At 68.1% G+C, this 17,713-nt stretch carries 13 protein-coding genes; 6 read left to right on the top strand and 7 right to left on the bottom strand.

The genetic code is table 11. The features are described 5' to 3' along the window. Window positions 1-76 precede the first annotated feature (76 nt). Both IPM80_02720 and IPM80_02715 read left to right on the top strand, forming a co-directional pair. Window positions 77-736, top strand: coding sequence for a hypothetical protein (locus IPM80_02720; protein ID MBK8957353.1), 660 nt, complete (start codon window positions 77-79; stop codon window positions 734-736). A 77-nt stretch (window positions 737-813) separates the two neighbouring features. Further along, on the top strand, window positions 814-1,542 hold the full coding sequence (locus IPM80_02715) for a serine/threonine protein kinase (GenBank protein ID MBK8957352.1): 729 nt from the start codon (window positions 814-816) through the stop codon (window positions 1,540-1,542). A 140-nt stretch (window positions 1,543-1,682) separates the two neighbouring features. Here IPM80_02715 and IPM80_02710 read toward each other — a convergent pair whose 3' ends face one another. Both IPM80_02710 and IPM80_02705 read right to left on the bottom strand, forming a co-directional pair. Next, window positions 1,683-2,183: an SET domain-containing protein-lysine N-methyltransferase gene (locus IPM80_02710; GenBank protein ID MBK8957351.1), complete on the bottom strand. Its 501-nt coding sequence runs from the start codon at window positions 2,181-2,183 to the stop codon at window positions 1,683-1,685. A gap of 64 nt (window positions 2,184-2,247) precedes the next feature. After that, window positions 2,248-3,030: an SDR family oxidoreductase gene (locus IPM80_02705; protein MBK8957350.1), complete on the bottom strand. Its 783-nt coding sequence runs from the start codon at window positions 3,028-3,030 to the stop codon at window positions 2,248-2,250. 112 nt (window positions 3,031-3,142) lie between these two features. Here IPM80_02705 and IPM80_02700 point away from each other — a divergent pair, with 112 nt between their 5' ends. Continuing rightward, the gene (locus tag IPM80_02700; protein MBK8957349.1) at window positions 3,143-3,793 is read left to right on the top strand and encodes a glutathione S-transferase family protein; all 651 of its coding nucleotides are present in this window, start codon (window positions 3,143-3,145) and stop codon (window positions 3,791-3,793) included. A gap of 2,285 nt (window positions 3,794-6,078) precedes the next feature. Here the strand turns inward: IPM80_02700 and IPM80_02695 are convergent. The 3 genes from IPM80_02695 to IPM80_02685 are packed head-to-tail and all read right to left on the bottom strand — an operon-like array spanning window position 6,079 to window position 10,295. Then, entirely contained in the window at window positions 6,079-7,587 is a 1,509-nt protein-coding gene (locus IPM80_02695; protein ID MBK8957348.1) for a hypothetical protein, read from the bottom strand. After that, window positions 7,587-9,371 carry an outer membrane protein assembly factor gene (locus IPM80_02690; GenBank protein MBK8957347.1) on the bottom strand — a complete coding sequence of 595 codons (1,785 nt, stop codon included), beginning with the start codon at window positions 9,369-9,371 and terminating at the stop codon, window positions 7,587-7,589. Before IPM80_02690 ends, IPM80_02695 begins: the two co-directional genes overlap by 1 nt. A gap of 45 nt (window positions 9,372-9,416) precedes the next feature. Next, complete coding sequence (locus tag IPM80_02685) at window positions 9,417-10,295, bottom strand: TauD/TfdA family dioxygenase (protein ID MBK8957346.1); 879 nt, start codon at window positions 10,293-10,295, stop codon at window positions 9,417-9,419. 140 nt (window positions 10,296-10,435) lie between these two features. Here IPM80_02685 and IPM80_02680 point away from each other — a divergent pair, with 140 nt between their 5' ends. After that, window positions 10,436-11,383 carry a fatty acid desaturase gene (locus IPM80_02680; GenBank protein MBK8957345.1) on the top strand — a complete coding sequence of 316 codons (948 nt, stop codon included), beginning with the start codon at window positions 10,436-10,438 and terminating at the stop codon, window positions 11,381-11,383. Window positions 11,384-11,466: 83 nt separating this feature from the next. Then, window positions 11,467-12,090 (top strand): cupin domain-containing protein, encoded by a 624-nt coding sequence (locus IPM80_02675; protein ID MBK8957344.1) that lies wholly within the window; start codon window positions 11,467-11,469, stop codon window positions 12,088-12,090. A 19-nt stretch (window positions 12,091-12,109) separates the two neighbouring features. Here IPM80_02675 and IPM80_02670 read toward each other — a convergent pair whose 3' ends face one another. After that, window positions 12,110-12,829 carry a HugZ family protein gene (locus IPM80_02670; protein MBK8957343.1) on the bottom strand — a complete coding sequence of 240 codons (720 nt, stop codon included), beginning with the start codon at window positions 12,827-12,829 and terminating at the stop codon, window positions 12,110-12,112. A 57-nt stretch (window positions 12,830-12,886) separates the two neighbouring features. Beyond that, window positions 12,887-13,252 (bottom strand): response regulator, encoded by a 366-nt coding sequence (locus tag IPM80_02665; protein ID MBK8957342.1) that lies wholly within the window; start codon window positions 13,250-13,252, stop codon window positions 12,887-12,889. Window positions 13,253-13,408: 156 nt separating this feature from the next. On the opposite strand from IPM80_02665, the gene IPM80_02660 reads away from it, so the two are divergent. Beyond that, complete coding sequence (locus tag IPM80_02660) at window positions 13,409-17,599, top strand: PAS domain-containing protein (protein MBK8957341.1); 4,191 nt, start codon at window positions 13,409-13,411, stop codon at window positions 17,597-17,599. The last annotated feature ends 114 nt before the right edge of the window (window positions 17,600-17,713 follow it).

Below are 17,713 nucleotides of genomic sequence, written 5' to 3'. Positions count from 1 at the left end.
CCGGCGGTGCGGCGCGCTGGTGCGCGCGACATGCAGGGCTCTATAGTGCGGCCCTCACCAGAGGAACCAGGCCACCATGCAATTTCCCGCAAGCGCCGGCATACACGACATCGAATTCAAGCAGGCGCAAGGGCACGTGGCGCGCTACACGCTGTCGGTGCCGGCGGCGGCGCCCGCCGATGGTCGCCGCCCACTGGTGATGATCCTGCATTACGCCGGCACCCCGACGCGCTACTACGGTCGGCCCTTGCTCGAATACCTGTTCGAGCCGGCGCTGCGCGAACTGGCGCCGGTGTGCATCGCGCCGGAAGCCATCAATGGCCAGTGGCACACCGAGGACAACGAAGCGCTGGTCATGGCCCTGCTCGAGGGCGCGTCGCACGCCTACGGCGTCACGCCCGCGCGCAGCGTGATCGGTGGTTACAGCATGGGCGCGATCGGCACCTGGCATTTCATCGAACACTACCCGGCGCGCTTCAGCGCCGCCCTGCCGGTAGCCGGCTACCCGAATCGCGACTTCGATTGCACGGTGCCGGTGCATGCCTTTCACAGCGCCAGCGATGAACTGTTCCCCCTCGCGCCGCTCGAGGCGCGCGTCGCCAGTCTCGCGGCTGACGGGCGGCCCATCACCCTCACCACCGCCACGGTCAACGGTCACTACGACGTGAATGGCTATCGCGGCGCCCTGGATGCCGCTCCGGCGTGGCTGGCCAAGGTATGGGGAGCTGCGCTGTAGGCGCGAATTCCTTCGCACAGCGGTCGACGTCAGCGCAATGTGCGAATAAATTCGCACCTACAGGGGGACGGCACACCATGAGCGGTGCGTCACGCATCGAAAGCTTCGACTTCGAACCGGGTTACGTCATCGCCGGCAAGTACCGGGTGGTGTCGCTGCTGGGCCGTGGCTGGGAAGGCGAGGTCTACAAGATAGTCGAGGTCGGCACCGGCATCGAACGCGCCGCCAAGCTGTTCTTTCCCCATCGCAACCGCCGCAACGCCGCGGCGCGCCGCTACGCGCTGAAACTGCACAAGCTGCGGCACTGCGCGGTGCTGATCCAGTACTACACCCAGGATGTGATGGAGTTCGCCGGCCAGCGCGTGACGGTGCTGGTGTCGGAATTCGTCGAGGGCGAACTACTCGAACACTGGGTCAAGCGCCAGCCCGGCCATGTGCTGCAGCCCTTCGAAGCGCTGCACCTGCTGCATGCGCTCGCCACCGGCATCGCCGACATCCACATGGCGCGCGAATACCATGGCGATCTCCATACCGAGAACGTGATCGTGCGCCGCCACGGTCTCGGCTACCAGTTGAAGCTCATCGACATGTACCAGTGGGGCGCACCCAAGCACGAGAACATCCAGGGCGACGTGCTCGATCTCGTGCGCATGTTCTACGACGTGCTGGGCGGCGCGCGCCGCTATGCCCATCAGCGCGCCGAGGTCAAAGCCATCTGCTGCGGCTTGAAGCGGTCATTGATACTGTGCAAGTTCAAGACCGCCGGCCAGCTGCGCGATTATCTAGAGACCATGAGCTGGGATTGAGCCGGCCGGAATTTTATCGTGGGTCCCGGAACGTCAGACTGAAGCCTGACCCACAGAAAACCCGGCAATGACCGTCGCGCCGACGTATCGTGAACGCCTGTCCGGGCAAGGCGATGCGTCGGCGCCGACGGTCGCCCGGCTCAGACCGGGTCGCCGTGCAGCGCCGCCTCGACATGCGGCGGCACCATGCCGCGCGCCAGGTAGTCGTCCATCAGGGCGACCGGCACCTCGTCGTAGTTGCCTATCGGGCCGCGGCAGTTGGCGGCGCCGCACAGGCAGTGGAATCGAAACGGAAACGCGATTTGCGTGATGCCGTAATCGAAATACAGTTCGTCACCGCGCGCGATGTCGCGACTCGCGACCAGGAAGTACTGGCCATCGACGCAGCGGATATGGGTATTGGCGGCGCAGGAGTGATTGACGAAGTCGTCCGGCCCGCCGGACAAGGCGTAGAACTCGTCGGCGCCGATCTGCAGGAAACCGTCGCCCATGCCGGCCGCCGCGGCGCGCTCGACTTCCTCACGTCCGACGCGCGGGCCGACGAATTCGAGGATGCGTGTGCCGGCCGTTACCGGCTCCAATACAAATACACCATGACCGCCATGGGAGGCCCGTACTTCGACCTGCGGGAAGCGCGTCATTTGCTGCTGTCATCCTTCATCAAGAACCTTTTCACCTCGACGGTCCACCGTCCGATCATCGCCATCAAATCATCGTATAGCCGCCATCGACCGCCCACGCCTGGCCGTTGATGTAGCTCGCTTCGTCGGAGGCCAGGTACAGCGCCAGGCCCGCCACCTCGGCAGGCTGGATCCAGCGCTGCAGCGGCACCGAGGCCTTGAGGCGGTCCATCACCGCCTCGGCGTCGCTGCCCAGCGCGGCGGCATGGCCGCTCATGAAGTCGCGCAGCATATCGGTCTCGACCACCCAAGGACAGATGGCGTTGACCAGCACGTTGTAAGGCGCCATTTCCAGGCCCAGGCAGCGCGTCAGGCCGACCACCGCGTGCTTGGACGCGTTGTAGGCGCTCTGATTGCGCGAGCCCCACTTGCCGGCGCTGGAGGCGAGGTTGATGACCCGCCCGTGGCCGCGCGCCATCATCGCCGGCAGCACCGCCTGGGTGACATGGAACAGGCTGTAGACGTTGCTTTCCATGATGCGCTGGAAATCTTCGAAGCTGTAATCGATGAAGCGCGCGGCGATGTGGATGCCGGCGTTGTTGACCAGGATGTCAAGCGGCGCCGCCGCCTCGGCCGCCGCCACCATCGCGAACACGTCGTCGCGGCGCGTGATGTCACAGGCCAGCGGCGTGACGCGCACGCCATAAGCGGCGGCAATCTCGGCCGCGGTGTCGGCCAGGCGCGCGCCATCGCGCGCATTGAGCACCAGCGCGCAGCCTTCGGCGGCGAACGCCTCGGCGATGGCGCGCCCGATGCCGCGGCTGCCGCCGGTGATGAGCGCCGTCTTGCCGGCCAGTCGTGTTCCCATGCTTTACTCCCCGCGATGGATGCGGCGCACCCGCTGTCGCCGCCAGCGCGCATGCTATAACCTCGCCCCCACCGAGAGTACCGATCCCCGTCCGCTTTTCGAGGAATGACTGATGCGCAAGCTCTACCACTGCGCCGGCGCCCGCTCCATGCGCAGCGTGTGGCTGCTGCACGAACTGGGCCTGGAATTTGAACTGGTGACGCTGGGCTTTTCCATGGCGGCCCTGCGCACACCGGAATACCTCGCCATCTCGCCGCTCGGTCGCGTGCCGTGCCTGGTCGATGGCGATGTCACGCTGTTCGAGTCCGGCGCGATCTGCCAGTACCTGTGCGAACGCTACGACGCGGCGGGCGTCCTGCACCGTGCGCCGGGCCATGCCGAGCGCACGCCCTGGCTGCAATGGCTGCACTATGCCGAGACCGTCGCCGTGCACGGCGCCTCCCTGGTGCAGCAGCAGGTGTTCGTGGCGCCGGCCGATCGCTCGATGGTGGTGATCAAGCTCGAATCGCGGCGCCTGCGCAAAGCGCTGGAAGTCCTGGCGCAGGCGCTACAGGGGCGCGACTACCTGCTCGCCAGCGGCTTCAGCGCGGTCGACACCGCGGTCGGCTACAGCGTGCATCTCGCCCGCGAGCTGATCGGCATCGACGGACTGCCGTCGCTCGAAGCCTATTACGCGCGCCTCGCTGCGCGGCCCGCCTTTCAGCGCGCGCTGGACCAGGCGCCGATCAAGGCGATGAAGGACGCGGTGCCGGGTCTCGCTTGAGCGGCTCGGCGCCGCTCTCAAGCTGTCGCGTTCGACGCTGTAGATGAGGTCGGCGCCCTGCCCCGCACCGGTCTGGGCTTCCACGCTCCAACGCGGCGTCAGCTTGTAATTGAGAAAGAAGGTCCACACGCGCTCGAAGGGATTGAACTCCGAGCGCACCGTGAGCTTGGGCGTCAGGCGCTTGCCGGCGACGATCGACGAGGTGCGCGCGGTCTTGCCGGGATTGATGCCGAATTCGTCGAGCGCGAACAGGTTGCTCAACTGGCTGGTGACGAGCGCGGCGCGATCGGCGCCGAGGCTCAGGGCCGCGCGCGCGATCACGCCCGCTTCGCCCGACGAGGCATTGGCCAGCGCGTGGCCGGTGACGAGATAGGACAGCACCTCGGCGTCCGGCAGGCTGGGCTCGGCGAACAGCGCGAACTTCGGCATGCGCAGCGTGCCGGTCACGCGTACACCGGCAACCACGTCTTCGAGATCGGCGCGGATGGCCCGCACTTCCAACGCTGGATTGTCGATTGCGCCATCGAAGATCAAGGCGCCGCGTTGGATCTTGAGCTCCTGGCCATAGGCCTTGTAATGGCCATCGACGACATTGAGGCCACCGCGCCCGCTGCCGCGTTCCTCACCGCGCGGCTTGCGCCAATGCACCGCGCCGTTGAGCTTGGCGTCGAGTCCCGCCGCCGCCAGTGCGACTTCGTCGCCCAGCGTCAGGTCGAGATCGGCGGCCAGCGTATCGACGAACCAGCGCGGCCGCGGCGGTGCCACGCCTTGCGCATCGCCACCATTGACCAGCACCACGTCGCTGGAAGTCGCCACTGCCCGCTCCGGCAAGGCCGGCATCAGGATCTGCACGCGCGACCACGTCACCTGGCCATCGAGCCCGAGCAGGCCGGGCGCCAGGGTCATGGTCAGGTCGGGCGCGGCATCCGCTTCGATGTCGGGCAGGCGCACCAGGGCGAGTTCGCTGCCGCGCAGATGCATTACCGCGCGCGGGCCGGCCGCGTCGCGGGCATGGAACTCGCCGTCCATGCTCAAGGTGCCGCTGCCGAGTCGTGCTTCACCGCGCAGCGTCACGGGCTGACCAAGCACGCCCTGCGCCGCCACCTCGAGCTGGCCGAGTTGCGTGCCGAAACGCGGCAGCAGGAGCGAGCCGGACGCGAGGCGCAGCGTGCCGTCGAATTGCGCCGCGTCGCGCGGACCGCGCAGACTGGCGCGAAGCTGCGCCGCGCCGCTGCTGCCGCCGAGCTCCGGCCAGAATTCTTCCAACCAATGGATGTCCGACAGCTCGGCCTCGAGCTCGCCCACCACCGCGCCCTGCGCGGCGAGCGCCGCATCGAGCCGGCCCTCGGCGCTGAGCCACTGGCCGAGCGCCAGCGCGGCGTTGGCGCGCAGACGTTCCTCATCGATGCTGAAACTCGCCCGCGCATCGCGCAGCGGCAGTTCCTCCAGCGCGCGCGTCGGCCCGCGGTAGCGCACACGGCCGCGCTCGACACGTACCTCGCCGTCGCCACGCCACGCGCCGTCGGCACGCTCGAGCCTGGCCTCGGCCATCACGGTACCGCTGGGCAGGAGCGTGCTCGGCATCCAGGCGCGCGCCAGCGACAGCGGCAGGCCCGTCAAGGTCAGCGCCGCCGCGCCGCTGGCGGCATTCCAGCGCGGCACGTCGAGGCACAGGCGCGCGCGTTCCCGCAGCAGGCAGGCCGGGCCCAGCATCGCGTCACCCCGCTGCCAGGCCAGCGCCGCCGGGCTTTCGAGCTGCCACTCGCCGACGCGCGGCGGCGCGAGCGAGAGCCGCGTGACGCTGCCCGCCCAGCGCGGCGCCTGCCACGCGCCCTGGGCTTCGAGTTCGGCGTCGAGGGTCTTGCCGTGCACCGCCAGCGACAGCGCATGGCTGTGCAGGCTGCCCCGTCCTTGCAGCGTCAGCTCGCCGAGCGGACGGGCGCCGTGCATGACCTCACGCAAGCTGGCCGACACGTGCGAGGCATCGAGGCGCGCCGCATCGACATCGATGTCGGCGCTGACGCCCTTGGCGCGCCAGGCGGCGACGCTCAAGCCGCTGCCGGCGACCGTGGCGCGCAGCGACGGCGCGACGCGCGTGCCGCCCACCACACCGTCGGCATCGAGACTGCCGGCCAGCGAGGGCAACACCACGGACAGCTTGGGCGCCTGCAGCGCTGAAGCGCCCGCTCAGCCGCTCACCGAGCTCGAGATTGGCAGTAAGCGTATTGCCGGCGAGCCGTAGCTCGAACTCGCGCAGCGTCGTCACCCTGGCGTCGTGCTGCAGTTCAGCGCGCGCGCTGAGCGGCTGCTCGCGCCAGCGCCCGCCGAGTTGTTGCAAGGCCAGCCCGCCCAGCCAGCCGCCGTCGCCGCGACAGGCATGAGCACGCCCGAGTCCCTCGAGACGGCTGGCCCATGCCGCGTCGAACTGGCCGAAGTCGAGGCGACGGAAATCGAAGGCCAGGCGCGCGCAGGCCTGCTGCCGCCAGTCGAAAGCTGCCACGTGCATGCACCTTGCCGTCGAGCACATGCGCCTCGAGTTGCCCGAGTTCGAAGGCCTTGCCCTGCCAGTGGCCATGCAGACTGGCGCTGACATCGCCGAAGCCGGTATCGCGGCCGCGCAGCGCGCCGCTGACGAACAGCGCGTCGAGTGTGCCACGCACTTTGAGCGCGCCGCTGCTGCGCATCGCGCCGGCCACCGGCACGGCGAGATCCTGCCAATGGAGGCGCGCGCCGAGCTGCGCCCCGTTCGCGGCCGGCAGCAGGCGCGCACGCACGCCCACCGTCGGCGCGACGCTGTCCAGCGCCACGCGCAGGCCGCCGTCCTGCCAGCGCAGTTCGCCGTTGCCTTGCAGTCGCGGCGCCTGGCCTACCTGCCAGGTGAGCGCGGCCTCGACGCCGTCGTCGCGACGCTTGAGGTAGAGATCCAGCGCCGCATCGCGCAGCGCCGGCGCCGCGCCCGCGAGCGGCGCCTCCAGGCGCAGCCGTGCCTGGCCGAGGTCGCCGTCGAGCTCGCCACGCAACGCGCCGAGGGTGGGCACGCTGGCCGTGAGCGCGCCCTTGAAGCGTGGCGGCGTCGCCAGCGCGTCGAGTTCACCGCGCACGCCGAGCGCCAGCGGCGCGCGCAGCTCGAGTTCGACGCGCAGCGCATCGAGTGCACCGTCGAGCTTGGCGACCGCGCGCGCCTCGCCTGAGCTGGTCGTCATCCGCCCTTCGAATGTCGCGCCCAGCCTGTGATCCTGGTAATGCGCGTGACCGTCGAGCCGCTGCCGTTCGCCGCGCAGGACGAATTCGCGCAAGGACCAAGCTGTCGCTGACGCATCGAACGCCGCATCGAGCGCCGCGAACTCGTACCGCCGCGCGCCATGCACGATGGCAAGATCATCCACGCGCAGCGCATCGACGCGCAGCGGCAGCGGCATGCGCGCCGCCTTGCGCGCCTCGCCCTCGCGGCGCAGCGGCAATTCGATCACCAAGCGCCGCGCGCGCACTTCGCGCAGCGCAAGGCCGGCATGCAGCGATGCACGCCCGGCCACCGACACTTCCGCCGCCGCGAGCTTGAAAGCGGGCGACACGAAACGCAGGTCGCGCAGCGTTACGCCATCGAGCAGGCTGCCTTCGAGTGCACTGAACTCGAGCGTCGGCGCCAAGGCGCGCAGCATGAAGCGCAAGCCGGGCGCGGTGCCCACCGTCACCAGCACCGCCAACACCAGCGCGACCACCAGCAGGCGCCAGGCCAGCGCGCCAAGGCGACGGCGCGGCACGGGCGACGGGGGGCGCGGCGTGACGTCGTTCATCACAGGTCAGGACCGATACGTACGTGCAGGCGCACGACCACGTCATCGTCGAGGGGATGGGCAAGATCGATACGCGCCGGTCCCAGCGGTGAACGCCAGCGCAGTCCGGCGCCGACGCTGAGTTTGAGCCCGGTATCGCGACCGCTGCCGCCAAACGCGTTGCCACCGTCGACGAAACTCGCCACCGCCCAGCGTCGTGCCACGCTGCGTTCGATTTCGGTGCTGAACACGCCGAGGTAGCGGCCGCCGATCACCCGACCGCGACGGTCCTCGGGGCCGAGATCCTCGAAGCCATAGCCGCGCACGCTCAGGTCACCGCCGGCGAAGAAGCGCTCGGTGGGCGGCAGGGCGCCGAAGTTGTCGTCCCAGCTGGCGCCGGCATCGATGCGTCCCAGCACGCGCCAGCGCGGCGCCAGCGCCCGCACCACGCGCACGTTGGCCAGCGCGCGCACGAAGTTCACGTCCGACAACATCGCGCCCGAGCCGCCGCGCACTTCGAAGCTCGCGCTGTAGCCGCGCGTCGGGTAGAGCGCGTCGTTGGTGGTGGTCTTGGTCCAGCGCATGCCGGGGATCAGCAGGGTCGACGCGCGGTTGTCGTGGCCGATGTCGAAAGCCTGGTGATCGAGATGGATGAAACGCGTCTCGAGGATACCGAACGGACGCCGCACGGTGTCGGCGATGCCGACCTGCGATTCGTTACTTTCGAAGTTGTCGGCGTTCTTGCGCTTCACGCCGAGCTGCAGGCTCAGCCATTCATCGGCGGGATGCGCGCGCGGGATCTGGTATTCGCCCGACATGCTCTGCTCGAGCAGCGACGCGCGCAGCTCGGCGTTGAGGCGATGGCCGGCGTCGTTGAGGCGTCGATTGGTATAGGCGAGCCGTGTGCGCGCGCCTTCGTCGGTCGAGGCGCCGACGCCGACCGCGTACTTGTGGCGCTTGCGCGGCGTGAGGCGGATGTCGACCGGCACTTCGCCGTCGCGTGCGTCGCCGAGGCGCGGCCGAATGTCGACCTGGTCGAAGTACTGGCTGGCGGCCAGCGCGGCGTAGAAGCGCGTGACGAGTTCGCCTTCGTAGGGCTGCGCGGGCTTGTAGTCGAGGAAGCGTCGCACCAGATCTTCGCGCACCACCTGCGGCTGCTGCGCTATCGACACCGTGCCGACCCGATAACGCGGGCCGCTGTCGTAGCGCAGACGCGCGTGCGCGAGATTGCGCGCGACATCCACTTCCAGGCGATGCTCGACGAAGCGCCCGGCGAGATAGCCGCGTTCCAGCGCCAGCGTTTCCAGCAGGCGCTTGGTGGCGGTGTACTTGTCGTGATTCAAGTTGGCGCCGACCACCAGCGGCACACTGGCGAGCGGCGCCATGAAGCCCTGATCGTCGCGCGCCGCGCCGAGCACCTCGAGCTCGACCGCGGCCACCACCACCCGCGGCCCTTGCTTGACCTCGATGACCACGCGCGCGCAATCGCCGCGCTGACCGACACGGGTGCTGACGCTCGCGTGGTAGTAACCGTAGGCGCGCAGCGCGTCCTGGGTTTCCTCCTCGGCGCGGCGCGCGAGCGCGCCGAGGTAGGCGCTCGGCGTGCCGCAGGCGCGAGTCGCGAGCGACACGTGGGCGCGGATATTGGTGGCCAGTCGCTCACCGACGCCGCGCACCACGAGCCTGATGGTCGGCGTCTCGCGGGGCGGCGCGGCCGGCGCGGGTTTGGCCGGCCACGGCAGCAGCGCACAGCCGCCGAGGGACACCAGCAGCCACATCGCCGCCAGGCACCGCAGGCCGCGCACTCGATTCATCCCTGGCCCGCGCCACGCCACGCGTGGCGCCCATCATTACGCCGAGGCCGCACGCGCCGCCCGCGGCCGTTCACCCGCCACCGTGGTACGAAACATGAGACGACTATGCCCTTCGTAGCCGCCGTCGGCGTAATGCACCACCGCGCGGTTGTCCCACATGAGCAGCATGTGTGGCCGCCAGCGGTGGCGATAGATGAACTCGTGGCGCGTGAGGTGCTTGCACAGGAAGTCGAGCAGCGCCTGGCTTTCGTCGGCGCGCATGCCTTCGATGCCGAGCGTGTAGACATGATTGAGATACAGCGCGCAGCGTCCCGACAGCGGATGGCGCCGCACCAGCGGATGCACCTCGCTGCGCTCCGCCTCGGGCGAGACGATGATGCGCATGGAGCGCGTGGCGTCGTCGCGCGCGAACAGGCCCTTGGGCCCGTAGGCCGGCGCCGCCGAATGCACCGCGTTCAAAGGCATCAGCAGCTGCTGCATGGTCGGCGACAAGGCCTCGAAGGCGCGACATGCATCGGCGAACACCGTATCGCCGCCGCGCGGCGGCACGACCTCGCCGTACAGCAGCGTGGCGCTGGGCGGCGTGGCCTGGAAGCTCCAGTCGGAATGCCACGAGCCGCCGAAGATCGGCGCGGTCTCGTGCGCTTCGCGGCGCACCTCGATGACGTGCTCGAAGCCGTCCTTGGGTTTGACGTAAGGGTCGTGACCGAAAGGCCCGAAGTAACTGCTGACCTGCTCGAGCATGGCGGGCGTCAGCGCCTGCTCGGGAAAGTACAGCACGGGGTGACGCGTCCACGCGGCCAGCAGTTCAACCTGCTCGGCGGCGGACAAGGGTGCGCCCAAATCGAGCCCGTGCACCGCCGCGGCAAACCCTTGCGCTTCGGGGACGACGTTCAGACTCGGGGTGTCGGACATGGCACACGCTCCTGGCTCGCTCGCGGCGCGCCCATTGTAATTGCTGCGCTGCGCGGCGCTCGCGAAAATTTCCGCGCGTGACGGGCCTGCGCGACGTCGTCGACGCTATCATGCACGCTGCTTCGTCCCGGTGCCGGCCCATGCGCGAACAGTTTGAACATCGTCCCCTGCTCGAGCTCGAGCGCCTGCGTGCGCTGCAGGCGCGCGACGACCGACCTTCGACCGTGCGTCTTACATTGCATGTAGGCGCGATGCTGATCTTGACCTGGCTCATCATGGCTTGGCCCGCGCAGCCGCTGCTGGCGCTGCCAGCCACGCTGCTGCTGGCGGTGGCGTGGGCCGGCATCTTCGCGCCATTCCACGAATGCACCCATGAGACCGCGTTCGCCTCGCCGCGCGGCAATCGTCGGGGCGCGCGCCTGTGCGGTCTTTTGTTCGGCGTGTCGCCGGCCGTCTATCGCACCTTTCATTTCGAACATCATCGTCACACCCACGATCCCGAGCGCGATCCGGAAATCGCGTCCATTCCGAACTACGCCGGTTGGCCGGCGACGCGCGCGCAATGGTGGCGGGCGGCGCTCGGCGACGGCATGCTGCGTCTCAAGCTCGCGCTGGCCCTGCCGTTCGCCCTGCGGCCGACCACCGAGTGGGCTCTGCACTGCGGCTGGACGGCGCATATCGAAGACCACGCCGCGCTGGCGCGCGAATGCCGCGTGCTGGTGACGAGCTGGGCGCTGTTCCTGCTGGCCGCGTTGCTGTGGCTGCCGGGCGGCGGCTGGCTGCTGGCGGCGCTGTGGCTGACCCACGTCTTTCAGACCTGGTGGTTGATGTGCGAACACAGTGGCCTGCCGCACGACGGCAGCATCCTGCGGCGCACGCGCAGCGTGACCAGCAATGCCTTCGTGCGCTTCTGGCTGTGGAACATGAACTACCACGCCGAGCACCACGGCTGGCCCAGCATTCCCTGGCATCGCCTGCCCGAGGCGCATGGCGCGCTGGCCGGGCATCTCGAAGCACTGGCGCCGGGATACCTTGCCCAGCATCGCAGTGTGCTGGCCGGCCGCCCCATCGCCACGCCGGCAGCGTGACACCGGATCGTGGAGTGGTCGGCCGCCGCCCAGCCGCTATGCTATGAAGCCAGGGCATTCATGCATCGACAGGAGGACCGCACATGGCATTCGAGGAACAGATCCCGCGCGTGTATCTCAGCCGCGAGGACATGCTGAAACGTGTGGCGCGCTTCAAGGACCTGAAAGGTTTCGACGGCGGCCTGCCCGACAGCTACATGCCTGACTCCATGCGCATCCTCTACAACGTCATCGGCTTTCAGCCGCCGCCCGGCGAACAGGGCGCGGTGACTTCACCGGTGGGCGCCAAGGCCGCGCGCATGTCCTCGATCAAGATCAGCGAGGGCTTCAATCTCGGTTACTGCGAGGCCTTGCCGGGCAAAGGGCCGATGATGCACAACCACGACACCAACGAGACCTTCATCTGCATGACCGGGCGCTGGCGCGCGAGTTGGGAAGACGCGGCGGGCGGCGTGGAATCGGTGGACCTCGAGCCGCTGGACGTGATCTCGTTTCCGCCCGGCATGATTCGTCGCTTCGAGAACGTCACCAACGGCCCCGCCGACCAATACTCGGTGCTGATGTTCGTGATCGCGGGCGACGCGCCGGCGGCGGAGTTCTCCAAGCAGGCGATGGACGAGATCGAAACCAGCGGCGTGCTCGCCGCCCACCCCATCCAGACCGATACCGACGACTGGCTGGCGCCGCGCACCGTGGCGCGCGGCTGACAGCGCCGGCGTGGCGCGCTCAGGCGCGGGCCATCGCCACCAGCGTCTGACGCACCGCCTGCAAGTCGGTCACGGGTGCGTCGAAGGCGATGCGCGCGACGCGCGCATCGAGTCTGAGGTTGATGCCCTCGGCATCGCATCCGACCATCTCCGGCGTCACGCCGGGCGGCACCTCGATACCGGCCACCGCGCAGTAGTGCGCAATCGCCGCCGCGTGGTCGACGTTCATATGCTCGACGATGCCACGCTCGGCGTCGGCGTCGAAGGGATTGGCGAGCACCACGCTGTCGGGCTCGAACCAGTGGATGGCGCCAAAGCCGCCGATGTAACGGATGCGGCGCGGGGCGATGGCGTAGAAGGCGAAATCGTGGGTGCGGTCGTAGTCGTGGGACTGCGGAAAGTAGCGGTAGTAGCGCAGCGCCAGCGCGCGCTCGTCGTCGCCGAGCCGGCGCGCGTCACCCAGCACCGTCACGCGCCCGGCCGCCTGCAGATCAGGCTCACCGCGATCGAACAGCGTCAGCGACACGCGCGCGTCGGCGCGGATGTTCTTGGTGTGCTGCGCGATCGAGGCGATGAGGATCAGCGGCCGACCGTGCTGATCCAGGCAGTAGGGCACCACCGAGCCGAAAGGATAGCCGGCCACGTCGACCGACACCGTCGCCAGCACACCGTCGTAGCAACGGCACAGTAAATCGCGGGCCGCCGCGGCGGCGGCGGATTTGGCATCTCGCGTAGTCATGCAATCCTCGGCAGTGTGTGGCCTGGCGTCGGCGCCTGGCAGCTTGGTGAAAAACCGCTAGGCCGGACGATAGCGTTCAATGATGTGGTCGAAGCGGCGAAAGTCCAGGGGCTTGGTCAGGTAATCGTTGAAGCCGTTGGCCATCGCGGCACGAATGTTGTCGGGCACCGCGTCGGCCGACACCGCCACCACCACGATGTCCTGGGTGCCGCGCTCGGCGCGCAGCGCGCGCAGTGCATCGGAGCCCGACATGCGCGGCAGGTTCAAATCCATGAGGATGAGATCCGGGCGCTCGGCACGCGCCAGCTCCAACCCCTCTTCGGCGGTGGCCGCCTCCAGCAGCGCGATATCGTCCTTGAGTCCGAGGTACTTGGCGACCAGGCGCGCATTCGCGGCGTTGTCCTCGACATACAGGATTTTCATCGCTTCGACTCGGTGGCGAACAGGTGGTCCGGCGTGCGCGGCGATTGCCTGGACAGCCCGCGCCCCCGGATAATACCCGCGCACGCCGCGCCGATTGTAGCCGCGACGGCCGGTAATTTGCCGCAGTTCCCTCCACTGGCGACGGCACCCCAGCCCATGACCCTGAGTTCCCCGCCGGAATTCAACCCCGATACTTACGCGACGCTGGCCGCCATGGTCGACGTCGCGCCGCTGCTGATTGCCTCCATCGGCCCAGACCAGCGCTACCGGCTGGTCAACGCCGAATACGAGAAAATCTGGGGCAAGCCGCGTGACTGGTTCGTCGGACGGCGCGTCGCCGACACCCTGCCCGAGGAAATCTACCGGTGCATCGAGCCCTACCTCCACACCGCCCTGGCCGGCACCGCGGTGGATTTCGAATACGAAGGTCATTACGTCCCCAGCGAGCCGCTCGTGCTGCGCGACATGCGTGCCCGCTACACGCCCAACATCGTCAACGGGCGCCAGGACGGCATCGTGGTGGTGGTCGAAGACATCACCGACTACCGCTCGGTGGAACGCGCCATGCGCACCGCCCAGCAGCAGCTGCGCGACATCGTCGACAACGTGCCGGTGTTCATCGCCTACTACGATGCCGACTGGCGTTACCGCTTCGTCAACTCCGCCTATGAACACTGGTACGGCCAGCCGCGCGATTGGTTCGTCGGACGCACCGTGCAGGAAGTGATGGGCGACGGGATCTACCGCCGTATCCTGCCGCAACTGCAAAGGGCGATGGACGGCGAGGCCATCAATTTCAGTTTCGAGCGTCTGTCACCCGACGGCAGCGAAGTGCGCATCCTCGATACCTACCTGGTGCCCGATCACGGCCCGCACGGCGTGCAGGGTATCTACACCATGGTCACCGACGACACCGAGCGGCGGCTGGCCGAGGACGCCGCACTGCGCGCGCAGTGGGAAATGCGCGCGGTGGCGGACAACCTGCCGGCGCTGATCACCTACATCGACGCCGACCTGCGCTATCGCTACGTCAACGCCGGCTTCCTGTCCTGGTACCAGCTGCCGGTCCACGCCTTCATCGGCAAGCGCGTCGAGGACGTGGTGGGCGAGGTCTACGCCTTGACCGGCCCCTTGATGCAGCGCGCGTTGCGCGGCGAAAGCATCGACTTCGACTACCCGCGCCGCAACGAGCGCTTTAGCGATGCCGACCGCGTGCTGCGCGTGCGCCTGCTGCCCGACACCGTGGCGGGAGTCACACGCGGCTTCATCGCGCTCATCGAAGACATCACCGACGCGCGCCACGCCGACGATGCCCTGCGCCAGGCCGCGCGGGAACTGCGCGCCGTGATCAACGCCATTCCGGCGCTGGTCGCGGCGTTCGACGTCGATGCGCGCTTCACCTACGTCAACCGCCAATTCGCCGAGTGGTGCGGTCAGCCCGAGGACTGGTTCCCTGGCCGACGACTTGCCGATGTGCTGACGCCGGAGCTGGCACCACGGGTACTGCCTTACGCGCAGCGCGTGATGGCTGGCGAGCGCGTGACGTTTGGTCCCACCGGTCCTGCCAGGCGGCCCAGCGACGGCGCCGAGCGCCATTACCGCGTGGAGTTCGCGCCATTCATGGACGGCGCCGAGCAACGCGGCTTCGTCGGCATCGCGCAGGACGTCACCGACTCGGTCGAAACCAACCGCGCGCTGCAGGAACAGGAGACGCGCCTGCACCAGATTGCCAACGCCAGCAGCGAGGCGTTCTGCCTGACCAACCTGCGCCGCACCGAGCTCATCTACGCCAGTCCCGCCCACGAACGGATCTTCGGCATCTCGAACGCTGATCTCGTGCAGGGCACGATGACCTGGATAGACATGGTGCACGGCGACGATCGCGCACGCATCGCCAACGAGTTCGCCGGCACCCTGGCACGCGGCAGCTTCGTCGCCGAATACCGCCTGGTGCGCGCCAATGGCGAAGTGTGCTGGGTGCACGACAAGGCCGACCTGGTGCGCAACGACGAAGGCGTGGTCATCGGCCTGGCCAGCATCATCAGCGACATCACCGAACGCCACGAGCAGCAGAAGCTTATCGAACGCAATGCCGCGCGCCTGGCGCAGGCGCAACGCGCGGCCAAGCTCGGCCTGTGGGAGCTCGATCTGCTCAGCGGCGACATCTACTGGTCGCCGGAAATGCGCGCGCTGGTCGAGCTCGACGCTGACGAGCCGCCGCTGACCATCGACAATTACACCGAGTTCCTGCATCCGGACGACGTCAAGCTGGTGACCGAAGCGGTGGCCTCGGCCATCGCCGGGCTCGACACCTACGACATCGAGCACCGCGTGGTGCTGCGCAGCGGCCGCCAGGTGCTGCTGCATTCCCAGGCCACCATCGAACGCGAAGCCGACGGCACCGCGCAGCGCATGACCGGCCTGGTGCGCGACATCACCGAAAGACACGAGGCGCAACAGGCGCTGCTGCAGAGCGAAATGCGCCTGCGCCAGATCACCGAAACCATCACCGACTCGTTCTGGCTGCTGACGCTGGACAGTTCCACGCCGTTCTACGTCAGCCCCGGCTTCGAACTGATCTTCGGGCGCCCGAGTTCGTCGGCGCGCGGCAACGCGGTCGGCTGGCTCGAATCCATCCATCCGCAGGATCGGCAACGCATGTCCGGCGAGTTCACCGCCATGCTGCATGGCGCGCCACTCGACTCCGAATACCGCATCGTGCGTCCCAACGGCGAAGTGCGCTGGGTACATGACAAGGGCCGCTCGGTGCGCGACGCGCGCGGCATTCCGCTGGCCATCGCCGGTGTCACCTCCGACGTCACCGAGCGGCGCCGCCAGCACAGCGAACTGGTCGAATACGCGCGACGCCTGGAACGCGCGCAGCTGGTCGGCAATCTCGGCTTCTGGCAGATCGATCTCGGCGACAACAGCCTGTTGTGGTCCGACCAGTTACGGCGCATTTTTGATTTACCGATCTCCCGCTCGACCAACACCTTCGACGAGTTCCTGAACCGCGTCCATCCCGACGATCGCGACATCGTGCAGAGCCACATCGGCAGCGCCATCGCCAACAGCGGCGGCTATGACTTCGACCATCGCATCGTGCGCGGCGACGGCGAGATCCGACATATCCACGAACAAGGGAGCGTGGAACGCGACAGCCAGGGCCGTGCGCAACGCCTGGTCGGCATCGGCCAGGACATCACCGCGCGCAAACAGATAGAACTGGTGGCCAAGGAAAGCGAGCTGCGCCTGCGCCAGATCACCGAACATGTCGACCAGGTGTTCTGGCTGCTGGAAGCGGGCACCGGCAAGCTCATCTACGTGAGCCCGGCCTACGAAGGCACCTGGGACCTGCCACCCGCCAGCGCCTACGACGACCAACGCCTGTGGCTGACGCGCGTGCACGGCGACGATCTCGCGCGACTGCGCGAGGTGTTCCTGGCCTGTCTGCGCAGCGGCCAGGTGGATGTCGAATTCCGCATCGTCAAGTCCAGCGGCGAAATACGCTGGATGCGCGGCCGCGGGTTTCCCATCGAGGATGACCAGGGGCGCCTGTACCGCATCGCCGGTTTCGTCGAAGACATCACGGACGGCAAACGCATCGCCGAACTGCAACGCCTGAAAGACGAAGCCGAAAGCGCCAATCGCACCAAGTCCGAGTTCCTATCGAAGATGAGCCATGAACTGCGTACGCCGCTCAATGCCATCCTCGGCTTCAGCCAGCTCATGCATTACGACAAGCGTCACCCGCTGTGCGACGAACAGCGCGAGAGCGTGGACGAGATCCTGGCGGCTGGCCGTCACCTGCTCGACATCGTCGACGAGATGCTGGATCTGACCCGCATCGAGATTGGCAAGCTGCGGGTGGCGTTCGAGCGCGTGAATCTGCGCGACACCTGCGGCGAATGCCTGGCGATGGTGCAAAGCGAAGCGCGCCATCGGCATATCGACGTGCATTTCACGCCGCCGGCCGGCGCCGATCCGTGGGTGATGGCCGACCGCACGCGGGTACGCCAGATCCTGTTGAACCTGCTCGGCAACGCCGTGAAGTACAACCATCCGCGTGGCGAAGTGGTGTTGTCCCTGGACAGCGACATCGCGCCCGGCTACGTGCGCGTGACAGTCGCCGACAATGGTCCGGGCCTGTCGGCCGAACAGATCGGCAAACTGTTCGTGCCGTTTCAGCGCCTCGATGCCGAACGCATCAGTGTCGAAGGACTGGGCCTCGGGCTTGCGCTGAGCAAGCAACTTGCCGAAGCGATGGGCGGCAACCTCGGCGCCGTGGGCGCCGAAGGCAAGGGTTGCACGTTCTGGCTGGACCTGCCGGTCGCCGGTGGCAACTGAGGGCGCCGCGAAGTCCATCGCCGTCATCCCCGGATGACACGTCAATTGATACAAATGGTCGAGTGCGGCACCCGCGACCTTGCCTGGCCTCGGGCGACGCGGCATGATGCTGGC

This window comes from Pseudomonadota bacterium (assembly GCA_016719885.1).
GTDB lineage: Bacteria > Pseudomonadota > Gammaproteobacteria.
The sequence above is the reverse complement of the archived record's forward strand: the minus strand, read 5'-3'. Positions and strand labels throughout refer to the sequence as shown.